This is a genomic window from Chryseobacterium sp. S90 (genome assembly GCF_047444895.1).
In the GTDB taxonomy this organism is placed as follows: Bacteria; Bacteroidota; Bacteroidia; order Flavobacteriales; family Weeksellaceae; genus Chryseobacterium.
In genome coordinates this window covers 82842-95089 of the sequence record NZ_JBLGCX010000011.1, presented here as the reverse complement: position 1 = coordinate 95089, position 12248 = coordinate 82842, and the positions used below count along the sequence as shown (strand labels likewise).

General features: G+C 36.9%; 12 protein-coding genes. 9 read left to right on the top strand and 3 right to left on the bottom strand.

Annotated elements, in window-relative coordinates:
- Positions 1-72: 72 nt before the first annotated feature.
- The 7 genes from ACLMCG_RS21875 to ACLMCG_RS21845 all read left to right on the top strand — a co-directional run bounded on the left by ACLMCG_RS21875 (position 73) and on the right by ACLMCG_RS21845 (position 6739).
- A complete protein-coding gene (locus ACLMCG_RS21875) occupies positions 73-2013 on the top strand; it encodes a M1 family metallopeptidase (protein WP_413961253.1) in 1941 nt (646 codons plus the stop codon).
- Positions 2014-2191: 178 nt separating this feature from the next.
- Positions 2192-3079, top strand: coding sequence for a DUF2589 domain-containing protein (locus ACLMCG_RS21870; protein ID WP_413961252.1), 888 nt, complete (start codon positions 2192-2194; stop codon positions 3077-3079).
- Positions 3080-3094: 15 nt separating this feature from the next.
- Positions 3095-3793, top strand: a complete 699-nt coding sequence (locus ACLMCG_RS21865; RefSeq protein WP_413961251.1) for a hypothetical protein — start codon at positions 3095-3097, stop codon at positions 3791-3793.
- Positions 3793-4371: a hypothetical protein gene (locus ACLMCG_RS21860; protein ID WP_413961250.1), complete on the top strand. Its 579-nt coding sequence runs from the start codon at positions 3793-3795 to the stop codon at positions 4369-4371. The genes ACLMCG_RS21865 and ACLMCG_RS21860 overlap by 1 nt, the downstream gene beginning before the upstream one ends.
- Before the next feature lie 11 nt (positions 4372-4382).
- Complete coding sequence (locus tag ACLMCG_RS21855; RefSeq protein ID WP_413961249.1) at positions 4383-5645, top strand: S8 family peptidase; 1263 nt, start codon at positions 4383-4385, stop codon at positions 5643-5645.
- Positions 5642-5845, top strand: coding sequence for a hypothetical protein (locus tag ACLMCG_RS21850; protein ID WP_413961248.1), 204 nt, complete (start codon positions 5642-5644; stop codon positions 5843-5845). The genes ACLMCG_RS21855 and ACLMCG_RS21850 overlap by 4 nt, the downstream gene beginning before the upstream one ends.
- A gap of 66 nt (positions 5846-5911) precedes the next feature.
- On the top strand, positions 5912-6739 hold the full coding sequence (locus tag ACLMCG_RS21845; protein ID WP_413961247.1) for an endonuclease/exonuclease/phosphatase family protein: 828 nt from the start codon (positions 5912-5914) through the stop codon (positions 6737-6739).
- 3 nt (positions 6740-6742) lie between these two features.
- Here ACLMCG_RS21845 and ACLMCG_RS21840 read toward each other — a convergent pair whose 3' ends face one another.
- From ACLMCG_RS21840 to ACLMCG_RS21830, 3 genes are read right to left on the bottom strand one after another with little or no spacing between them, the layout of a single operon-like run.
- On the bottom strand, positions 6743-7429 hold the full coding sequence (locus tag ACLMCG_RS21840; RefSeq protein WP_413961246.1) for a response regulator transcription factor: 687 nt from the start codon (positions 7427-7429) through the stop codon (positions 6743-6745).
- Positions 7419-7676, bottom strand: coding sequence for a sensor histidine kinase (locus ACLMCG_RS21835; protein ID WP_413961273.1), 258 nt, complete (start codon positions 7674-7676; stop codon positions 7419-7421). The genes ACLMCG_RS21840 and ACLMCG_RS21835 overlap by 11 nt, the downstream gene beginning before the upstream one ends.
- A 23-nt stretch (positions 7677-7699) precedes the next feature.
- Positions 7700-8740: a histidine kinase dimerization/phospho-acceptor domain-containing protein gene (locus tag ACLMCG_RS21830; protein WP_413961245.1), complete on the bottom strand. Its 1041-nt coding sequence runs from the start codon at positions 8738-8740 to the stop codon at positions 7700-7702.
- Positions 8741-8854: 114 nt separating this feature from the next.
- On the opposite strand from ACLMCG_RS21830, the gene ACLMCG_RS21825 reads away from it, so the two are divergent.
- The gene (locus tag ACLMCG_RS21825) at positions 8855-9688 is read left to right on the top strand and encodes a GLPGLI family protein (RefSeq protein ID WP_413961244.1); all 834 of its coding nucleotides are present in this window, start codon (positions 8855-8857) and stop codon (positions 9686-9688) included.
- A gap of 171 nt (positions 9689-9859) precedes the next feature.
- Positions 9860-12229, top strand: a complete 2370-nt coding sequence (locus ACLMCG_RS21820) for an outer membrane beta-barrel protein (RefSeq protein WP_413961243.1) — start codon at positions 9860-9862, stop codon at positions 12227-12229.
- The last annotated feature ends 19 nt before the right edge of the window (positions 12230-12248 follow it).

Here is a 12248-nt window from a genome sequence, read left to right as displayed (position 1 = left end):
ATTAAAAAAGCTCCCGGATGTGTAACAAATCCGGGAGTTTTTTTTACCTATACAGTAAATAATATTTTTCAAATGAATTTTAAACTTCCAACTCTTGTTTCCACCGTTGCAGTGTTGCTGTTTTCAGGCTCTGCATACGCACAGGAAAAACCGAAATATGATTATGTAGAAGCATTCAAACCGTTTTTCTATCCGCAGACAGGTACGGCAACCCGTTCTGCAAGCGGACAACCGGGACATGCGTATTGGCAGAATTCAGCAGATTATAAGTTAAATGTCAGCCTGAATGAAGATAAAAAAGAGATTACAGGTACTGCGGAAATTACTTATACCAACAACAGCCCGGATAAACTAGGTTTTCTGTGGCTGCAGCTGGATCAGAACCTCTTTGCAAAAGATTCCAGAGGAAACGGAGTAGTTCCGCTTTCGGGGAGCAGAAACGGAGCTCATGGTGAAGAGTTTAATGGCGGGTATAAGATTAAATCAGTAAAGCTTGACGGAAAAAGAGAGGTGAAATATACCATTACCGATACAAGAATGCAGATTGATCTTCCACAGGAACTCAAAGCTAATGGAGGGGTTGCCAAAATAGAAATTGAATATTCTTTTGTTTCTCCTGACTACGGTTCAGACAGAATGGGAATTCAGGATACTAAAAATGGCAAAATTTTTACCATCGCACAATGGTATCCAAGAATGTGTGTATATGATGATGTTCTGGGATGGAATACACTTCCGTACATTGGAGCTTCAGAGTTTTATTTGGAATATGGGGATATTACAGCCAATATTACAGTTCCGGCCAATCATTATGTCGTAGCATCCGGAGAACTTCTGAATGAAAAGGAAGTCTACAGCAAAGAAGAAATCAACAGATGGAACCAAGCAAGAAACAGTGATAAAACGGTGATGATTCGTCCTGAGTCTGAGATTGGTAAAAATAAAATTTCCGGAACAAAAACCTGGAAATTCAAAATTAAACAAACAAGAGACTTTGCATGGGCATCATCTGCCGGATTTATTTTAGATGCAGCGAAAATTGATCTGCCTAGCGGAAAGAAATCTCTGGCTATTTCAGCTTATCCGGCAGAAAGTGCAGGTGAAAAAGCATGGGGAAGGTCTACAGAATATACAAAAGCAGCTATAGAACATTATTCAAAAAAATGGTATGAATACACGTATCCTGCAGCAACCAATGTAGCAGGAAATGAAGGCGGAATGGAATACCCGGGAATTGTATTCTGTCATATGGATTCCAAAGGAGAAGATCTTTGGGGTGTTACAGACCACGAGTTTGGGCACAACTGGTTTCCTATGATCGTTGGATCTAATGAAAGACTGTTCGCCTGGATGGATGAAGGATTCAATACATTTATAAACGGACTTTCCACCGAAGCTTTCAATAAAGGAGAATATTATCGTAAACCGAATCTGGCAAGATCAGGAACTTATCTGCTGACCGACAGTCTGGAACCTGTAATGGTAGGACCGGATAATATGAAAGAAAGAAGCATCGGAGCGTTGGCTTACTTTAAACCAGGAACAGGATTAGAGGTTTTAAGAGAAACGATCCTCGGACCTGAAAAATTTGACAAAGCATTCAGAACCTATATAGACCGTTGGGCATTCAAGCATCCTACACCATGGGATTTCTTCCACACGATGGAGAACGTTTCCGGAGAAGAGCTGAACTGGTTCTGGAGAGGATGGTTCTTTAATAAATGGAAAATTGATCAGGCCGTTAAAAATGTAAAATACATTAATGGTGACTTTAAAAACGGAGTTCAGATCACAGTTGAAAATCTTGGCCAGTTGCCAATGCCTACCACCGTACAGTTGAAATTCAAAGACGGAACGGCGCAAACAGTGAAAATTCCTGTTGAAGTTTGGAAAAGAAATACAGAATGGACATTCAAAGTAGATTCTAACAAGGAAATAGATGAGGTAAAGCTGGATCCGAATTCGGTAGTTCCTGATATCAATCTGGAAAACAATAGCAAAAAACCAGAATAGAAATTCTGCTGTATATATCAGCAAAATATACCTGTTACAAAAGCCTGAGCTTACAATCGTAAGTTCAGGCTTTTTGTTTTAGGGTGTTTTTCCGGGGTAAGTAAAGGTGTTTCCCTACAATCTTTTGGGCATCAGTGATCTACTTTTGTCTCACCATATTAATCAAAAACAAAACAACATGGAAACATTAAAATCGGTGCTTGAAGCAAGCCACGTAAAAAAAACAAAAAATGAGTTAATCGACCTTTTATCAGGAGTTGAAAAAGTACTTACTCCTGCAGTCTATGAAAAAGTATCAGGAATTGATACTTCAGAATTGAGTGCATTGACGAACAAAGAATTATTGGGTATTGTAGAAGACTTCAAAAAGAACTACGATGCAAAGTGGGAGAAATCTTTCTCTGGTGCTTCTTCAGAAATTATGAAACTGATTGCCGGTAAAATTGCTGCCGATGAAGAAATTTTTAAAACTTCAGATGCTGCCAGTGCAGATTTTGCTGCAGAATTAGGAAGTATTGACTTTGCTACCATTATTGGCGGACCTTTGGATGCGTGTGTAAAAGCACAGTCTAATGCCTCTATTGCTACCGTTAATTTCATCAATGAAGTTGGGTTTGAACTTACAGATCCTGCTAATGCTGCCAGTCCTAAAAAACTGAGAATGGCGGAATTCAAATACAAAAAAAATATTCCGAATCCGGATTTTAAAGAAGATGAGCCAGTAAGTGCTACCAACCCTAAAACGGTTCCGAATGATGTAGAAATTTCTGTGCCTTTTATTGCACTGCTGAATGTTCCAAGTTTCAGAATTGAAACCTGTGAAGTTGACTTTAATGTTAAGCTTAATTCTACATACACCAAAGATGTAAGTGATGAATTTGGAATCAACGCCGGAGTTTCCGGAGGATGGGGACCTGTAAAATTCAAAGTGGATGTATCGTATAAAAGAACTTCCAGCACAGGAATTAAAGTGGAAAAAGAATATTCTTTAGGCGTAAAAGTACGTGCAACCAATGACGAAATGCCTGCAGGGCTTGAAAAGGTACTTGGACTTCTTTCACAATAATCTATTTTACGAAAGATGATAAAATTATCAGACTACCTGGATTATCTCAACAACGAGATAATTCAGGCTCGTAAAAAAGCAGACGAAAATGCAGTTCTTATTGCAAAAGAATATGCCCGTCATGAATACCTTAAATATTTTAAGGTTCCGAGATATGCGCTGCCCAGTGTAAAGATGGATATTCCGATCAAGATTACAGATATAGATTCTGCTCCTAAATATAATTTTAAACTGAATCAGGATCAGTTTGTTACAGAAATGAATGAGAGAATCCTTCTGGTGAACAAAGAGAAAAGGATGAATATCCCTGAAATTACGAAAAGGCAGCTCCAGACCGAAGAGTTTAAAACACTGTTTAGTAAACTGGAAAAAAACGACCAGAAATTTGGAAAACTTCCTGCCAATGAAGTGCTGAAACTGGATCTTAGAAATAAAATAAAAATTCTTAATTCCGGGATATTCAGACCTCAGGATGGAACTACAGAAGAAGAAACCGATGAGCTGAAAGAAATTTTTTCAAAGGTTTTACTGAATAAATACACTTTGGTGAACGCAAAGCTGAACAGCATTTACATAGATCCTAACACCAGTGCAGCAGAAGATAAAGATAAATTATTCATCAATCTTCATGTAGAAATGGAGGAAGAAGGAATCAGGATTGTCTCCTATAAAGATAAAGACGGTAATGAAATAGAACAGATAACTTTTGAGTGATGCAGGAACTTATTCACTTTACGGTACAGAAAATTAAAGAACTGCTGGAGCATTTCAATGATGTTCAGGCTCTTTATCTGTCAAAATCTTTTGACTTTGATGCCCGGCTGGATGTATTTCTCAACGACGTCCTGGAATATTTCCGTACCAAAGGAAACACCAGCCACGAATCTGAAGTGTTGAAGATTATGAATATGATTTCCACGGTGAAAAGAGGTTTTAACCCTATTAAAATGGAGAAAATAATGACAGGAAGACGGGAACTTCTCGGAGGATTTTCATTCAATGGAATGGAAAGCATGTATGGTATTCTGATGGAAATCTACGCAAAGGAAAATAAAAAACTTGACGATGCGGAAGAACTTATTTCAGGAATCATTGTGTCATTATACCAAAATGGAATTTTAGATGATGAAAAGCTGAAAGACATGAATTCTATTCCTAAAATTGAACGTTTCTGGACTTCACTCGTTGAGCAGAATACAGCCATATCAGGAATTAATAAAAAGCTCAGACTGACCATTATTCCTGAGGATATTTTCCTTATTCTGGAAAAAGTATTTCTGAAATTAATTTAAAAAATAGCATTATGGAAACCGGAAGATATATCGTTTTGCTGAAAGATCAGCAGAAGACTGCACTCAAAAAAATAGAGAAAGAGCTGGAAGTGAGCATTACTTCTTCAGAACTTCTTTCCAAAGAAAACCGATCCTATGAAATTATTGATCAGGATAACGGAGTGCTTTACAAAAACCTGGGCATTCTTGTGGTGGATAATATGGATGAAGATCAATTGAAAAGTGCCGTGAAAAATGAATCAAATTCTATCGTTTACTACGAAAAAGAACGGGAATTTTTTCCTGCGGATGAACTGCAGTTGATTAATGAGCTTAAAAAACAGTCTGCCGGGCTCTCAGAAAAAATTTCAGAACTTGAAAAATACATAACCAGCAAACCTTTACCTCAAAAATCATTCATTGAAATGGAATGGGGATTACAAGCGATTGGTCTGGAAAATACTCACTATTCAGGAAAAGGTATTGATGTCTGCATTCTGGATACAGGACTTGAAACTTCCCATCCCGATTTTTCCTCTGAAGAAATTGAAGGTAAATCCTTCATAGACGGTGAAGACTGGAACAGAGATCCCAATGGGCACGGTACACACTGCGCAGGAGTTGCTGCAGGAAATATCAGAAGTGATAACGGAAAACGCTATGGAATTGCCAGAGATTGTAATCTGAAGATTGCAAAAGTACTCGCTGATAACGGAAGAGGAACTACCAGCAGCGTGATTGATGCCATAGACTGGGCGATTACGAAGAAATTCAGAATATTATCGCTGTCTTTAGCATCTCCTGTGAAACTTGATGATCAGCCTTCCGTACTTTTTGAAACCATTGGAGAAAGAGCACTGGAAAATAACTGTCTTATTATAGCGGCTGCAGGAAATGACAGCAACAGACCGCAGATTCCACAGCCTGTCTCAATGCCGGCCAATTCAAAATCTATTATGGCGGTAGGAGCTATTGACGGCCAAATGAAGATTGCCAGGTTTTCAAATGCTGGAATCAATCCGTCTACAGGAGGAAATATAAATGTCTGTGCTCCGGGAGTAGATATTATCAGTGCCTATCCTAAAAACGCAAAGAACAAAAAGAACTTTTACTATACGATGAGCGGTACCAGTATGGCCGCACCACATGTTTCCGGACTTGCAGCTTTGTATATGGAACAGTTTCCCGATAAATCAGCAAAAGAAATTTGGGAACTTATTGAAAACAAGGCAAGGCCTATTGAAGGCATAAAATACAGAGATATAGGAAACGGATTAATACAGGTATACCTATGATTACTTATCTCGCCGTTTTAAAGAAAGATATAAATTTAAAAAAGCTTGAAGCTCTTCTCAAAAATAAAAAGATCAGGATGGCTGCTCACTATACAACCATTGGGGTGGTAAAACTTGAAAGCAATATACCCGTTTCAGAAACTGAGTTTAAGGAGTATTTTATATCTATAGAAGAAGAAAAAGATAATTTAACAATATAATCACATCAATAAAGCTTTTCTGTCACAGAGAAGTTTTATTTTTGTCTCTTACTGATAAAATAACATATGAATTTAAGATTTTCAATGGTGTTCCTGATGTTTTTTGCATTAGGATTTTCACAGGACCTTACCGTAATGAGTTTCAATATCAGACTGAATGTTGAATCCGATAAAGACAATGCATGGCCGAAGAGAAAACAGGATGTTGCAGATTTACTGACCTATTATCGTCCAGATTATTTCGGAGTACAGGAAGCCCTTCCGGAACAGATGAAAGATATTAAAACAGGATTAAAAGACTATGATTACATTGGAGTAGGAAGAGACGATGGTAAAGAAAAAGGAGAATTTTCAGCTATTTTCTATGATACCAACAAACTTGAAGCGGTAAAATCAGGAACATTCTGGCTGTCTGAAACCCCGGAAAAACCTTCAAAAGGCTGGGATGCTGCACTAAACAGAATCTGTACTTACGCTATATTTAAAGATAAAAAATCAAAAAAGGAATTCCTTGCGATGAATCTTCATTTTGATCATGTAGGAAATGTAGCTAGGGTAAAATCTTCCGAACTGATCCTGAAAAAGATCAAAGAACTGAATCCAAAGAACCTTCCGGTAACTCTGAGCGGCGATTTTAACCTGACAGATGATTCGGAACCAATTAAAATTCTTTCCCAGAATATGAAAGACACTTTTTATCATTCCGAAACGAAGCATTACGGGCCGGTAGGAACTTTCACAGGCTTCAATGTAAATGAAGTTCCGAAAGACAGAATCGATTATATTTTTACACAAGGCTTTAAAATAAGATCTCATCGACATATCAATGACAGAAGAGAAAATCTGTTGTATCCATCAGACCATTTCCCTGTGATTGTGAATTTGTCTCTATAAAAATCAGTTGGTTGGAAAATCAATTTCAAATCCAATTCCTCTCAGGGATTGGATTTTTATTTGAGGATCGCTGTTGAAATACTTGCGGAGTCTGCTGATAAATACATCAAGGCTTCTTCCGGTAAAATAATCATTCGTTTCCCAAAGATTATCCAGAATATTATCTCTGGTAATGATCGTCTTATTATGCTTCAGAAGATATAATAAAAGCTCCTGTTCCCTTATGGTCAGCCGGTTGTTTCCGTTAGGATGTGATAACAGAAGTTTGGTGGTGTCCAGTGAAAATGCTCCGATTTTTATTTGGCTTTCCGTACTGGCTGGAAGCGTTCTTTTCAGAATGTTTTTAATACGTAAAACCAGTTCTTCAGGATCGCAGGGTTTGGCAATATAATCATCAGCACCTATTTTTAATCCGGTCAGCCGGTCTATTTTTTGGTTTTTAGCCGTTAAAAACAATAGCGGGAAATTGCTTTTTTCTTTTAAAATCATTTTAGCCAGAGTAAAACCATCGAGATTGGGCATCATTACATCCAGAATTCCCATTTGAAAAGGAAAATCAGATTGAAGTAAGGGAACAATATCTTCCGGATTCTGAAACCAGCTGACTTCAAAATCTTCCAATTCAAGATACTGCTTCAGAATCATTCCGAAATCCGGATCATCTTCTGCCAGAAGGATTTTAGTTTTCATAAGGAATTGATATTTTAAAGGTACTTCCTGCCCGAGGTTTGCTGGAAACTTCTATTTTACCTCCGTACTTTGTAATAATTTTTTTAACGAAGTAAAGTCCAAGTCCAAGCCCTTTGCTGTTATGGATGTTATTGTTCTGAATTCTGTAGAATTTTTCAAAAATATGATTCAACTCTTTGGGTTCCATGCCTTGCCCGTTGTCTGAAACTTCAATTTCCAGATGTTGAGAATGGCTGCGGGTATTTATTGTAACAGCAGATGCACCATATTTTACACTGTTTTCACAAAGATTTTTATGACGGTTTCCATCAGGTTTTTATCAAAAGGGAGCTTTTGTGAGATGGTATTTTCAAGGTTAAAATCAATGTTCGGGTAAGTAACCGCAAGATCCTGAATGAAAAAATCCCAGTCTTCAGGTTGTATCTCAGCCATTTCATCCGGTATTTCATCCTTATGAAGTTGAACCATCAGACTTTCAAGGCGGGAAATCTGGCGGTCAATAAGAGGCAGTGTTTCCGGGTTCCATTCTTTTTTTAATGCTTTGGAAGCTATTTTTAAAGTGGCAATCGGAGTTTTAAACTCATGTGAAATGTTATCCACAATGGTGTGGAGAACTTCCACCTGCTTCTGCTGCTGAATCAGGTTTCTGATCGTGAAAATATAAAGCAGAAGAACGCCCGAAAGAAGTATAATGCAACAGATAATCAATAAAGTAAGCTCCTTGAAAACAATACTTTTTATATTTTTAATCTCGAAATCAGTCCGCGTTTTAACCAGAAAACTATTCTTTTTTTCAACCTGCCCATTATCCGTATCATCTCTTTTGGTTGTTGAGGTTTCCCAGCTTCCATTACTGGCAATGCGTGGATTTTTAAGCTTATCCTGTGTCTCAAAAATAACAATAGGCTCGGTAATTACTTTTGCGCTGTCTGGAAGATGAACAATGGAAAGGTATCTGATTCTTGCAGAAATTTCATACCCGTCTTTCTGATAGCGGCTGTCAATATAATGGACCAGTCTTTCTCTGGCCGATTTTCTGTTTTCTATGAAGTGATTTAGAAAATCCTTTCTGTTGATCTCCTTGTTATGGTACTTGATAATGATTTCCTGAAGAGAGTCATCATTCCTTTCTTTCACTTCCTGAATGTCTTCAAGGCTGTCTGTGAAATTAGTAAGGCCGTCATTCACAGATCTGTAGATATCCCTTTCCTTCACCTGATAGGTCTTGTACATAAAATAAACCTGTATTCCCAGTAAAAGCAGGAACAGTGCAGCAAAAACCGAAATCAGAATTTTACTCTTGGCTATCATTGAAACAAAGATAAAACTTTAACATTTTACTGAAATAGTATTTTTGTCATTAACCTTTTATTAACCTGATGGTTAATGTGTTTTTGGTAATTTTAGAAAATTAATGACCATTTAATGAAAAAGATACTCATTCTTCTGATTCTGATGCTTGGGATGCATATCAATGCCCAAACCCATCGCTTTATATATGAGCTTCAATACAGATTTGAACCTAACGGGACAAATTATGATAAAGAAGAAATGGTGCTGGATATCAATCCTGATGAAGTGAAGTTTTATGAATCTGAATTTTTAGCAAGCGATTCCCTGAACATTCTTCACGGGGGAATTTCTTCCCAGCATACCAGCCAGTCCGGACAGACTATTATCCGAAAAAGAAATTCCAATAAAAATAAAAACTTTGTTCAGATCATGATGATGCCCTATTATTATGTTTTTGAAACCGAAGATAATGTTCAGTGGAAAATAGAGGCTGATACTAAAAAGATCAATAATTATAATTTACAAAGAGCAACTGCTGTATTTGGAGGAAGAAACTGGACCGCTTGGTTTACGCCTGATATCAACATTCCTGAAGGACCTTATAAATTCAGAGGATTGCCGGGATTGGTTTTGTATGTGGAAGATGATAAGAAAGATTTTGTATATTCTTTCTCCCGAAATAAAAATCTGCCTAAAACATACGATACAAAAAGCTTTCTTGAAAGACATTATTCACTGGATGCTATTGCCATTGACTTAAAGAAATGGGTGAAACTGAATCTGGAGTTTTATAATGATCCATATGCCAGAATGAGAACCGAATTTCAGCCGGACTGGAATGTCCGCATTAATGGACGGCAAATCAAAAGTAAAGAAGAGTTTGCGGGTTTGACTAAACAAACACAGATAGACATCAAAAAATATTATAATCCGATAGAACTGGATAAAGCTATTCCTTATCCATAAAAAAATATACTCTATTGATTTTAAACCTGAATTACCGAATTCAGGTTTTCTTATTTTAAAGAAAAGACATTAACCTATCATTAACCCACCGTTAACCGAAATTCTCCCTTTCAATACAGATTTTTGTAGCCATAAACAGAACAGTGTTTTTGTTAGGATAAAAAAATAACCATGTATAAAATTCTTTTTTTTCTGTGTTTTCCAATTTTACTTCTTGCCCAGAAGCAAAAACTTGAAGGAACAGTTACGAACACTGAAAATGAAAAGCTTTCATTGGTAAAAGTAGAGCTGTATAATTCTCAGAATACATTAATTAAAGAATTAAAAACTGATGAAAACGGAAAATTTATACTGGAAGGAATAGCAGAACAGGATGTAAAACTGGTAGTTAAAAACGAGGGATACTCTTTATTTGAGAAAAAACTTGATCTGAAAGAGCTTGAGCCACTGAATATTATCCTTAAAAAAGAATCTCAGGAAATAGAAGGAGTGGTAATGACGAAACGCAAGCCCTTGGTGAAAAGAAAAGTGGACCGTCTGGAATTTAATGTTGAAAACAGTAATATTTCCTCACTTAATGCCTGGGAAATTCTAAAGAATACACCAAGTGTTACCATAAACAATGATATACTCGGGGTAAAGGGAAGTACTGCAATTTTGGTGACCATTAATGATAAAAAGATAATGCTGACGGGTGATGAACTCAAAAATCTTTTGGAAAATACACAGGGAGATGATGTGAAGTCGGTAGAAGTGATTACCAATCCGCCGGCAAAATATGAAGCTTCGGGAAGTGCAGTCCTGAATATTGTTCTGAAAAAAAATAAAATTGAAGGCTACCGCGGAATTCTCTCATCCAAATATGTACAGACACAATATGCGAAAGGCGTTTTTGGTCTTTCCCAATATTATAAAAAAGATAAACTTTCCGTTATGGGAAGCTATTATAGAGGGCTGGGAACGTACTACCGGGAAGGAACAGACTATGTGAACTACCCGGAAAGCCAAACCCGATGGGTCAGTACGATGAACAGGAAGGATAAAAACTATAACCAGAATACCCTGAATTTTAATGTGGAATATGAATTGGACAGCTTGACCAATGCAAGCCTCAACTACTCAGGGTATTTTTCTCCAAAATCCTTCGGAACCTACAACGTTCCTACATTAATCTATAATAATCAGGATGTTGTAGAATCTAATTATACCACGATCAACGATCATCGCTCACGTTCCATTAATAACTCTGTAAGTTTTCAGATAGACCGGAAACTGAATAAGAAAAGCAGTCTTTCATGGATTAATTATTTTACCGGAAATAATGCCGATAAATATCAGAATGTTATCACCAATCTGAACTTTGCAGGCCAGCCTCCAAAAGAAGATAATTTTCTTACTAAGAACAAAGCCGATGTTCAGCTGTATTCCACTCAATTCGATTATCAGTGGAAAAATGATAAACTGGAACTGGAATCCGGAGCAAAATATAGTTTTGTAAAGACAAGCAGCGCACTTGATTTCTCTGATAACGAAAATGGAATATTACAATACCGCCCGGAAAAGAGCAGCATATTTGATTATAAGGAGCATAATGTTGCCCTGTATTCTTCATTAGCCTACAATATTGGAAAATGGAATTTCAAAGGAGGTCTCCGTGCAGAAATGACAGACCTTGAAGGCGTGGTCTCTGAACCTTATGAATTGAATAAAACCAACTATTGGAAGTTTTTCCCCACTTTCTACGCACAATATACCACAGAAAATAAGCAGGAATTCGGTTTCTCTTATGGGAAAAGGATCAGCAGACCTTCCTATTCATGGTTGAACCCTGCAAAATCTTATTACAATCTTTTTTCGTACTATCAGGGAGACCCAAAGTTAAAGGCAACCATTACCCATAACCTTAATCTTACCTACTCATGGAAGGAATGGAATGTGGATCTGTATTACCGGAAAGAAATCTATCCGTCTATGGAAATTTCATATCAGGAACCAAGTACCAACAGTCTCATTTATTACTTTACCAATATTGAAAAAGGAGAAGCCTTCGGATTGAGCCTGTACAAAAATTTTCAGGTCAAACCATGGTGGAACATTATTATGTCTGAAAACCTTGAACACAATGAAAATTATTTCAAAGGAACAGATGGAATGCTGTATAAAAATAAAGTCTGGAACTGGGTTTCCAATATCTCAACAAGTTTTACCCTTGATAAAAACACCGATTGGAAAATGGAAATGGGACACCGTTACTACTCTCCGGGGATACAGGGAACTTTCAGGATCTCGGAATCTTCTTCCACATATCTGGTTATCAATAAAAAATTCTTTAATAAAAAATGGGAAGCGAGCCTTTTGTTCAATGATATTTTTAAAACTTCACAGGAAAAAATAAGTACCAAGTATGCCAATCAGGATAATTATTTTATAGATTATCGGGATGCTCAGAGTTTTACAATTTCTCTGAAATTCAACTTCGGAAATCAGTCTGTAAAAAATGCCAAAACAATAAAGAAGACTGCAGAACAAGATAGGTTGTAGAATAATTTATTATAAAACG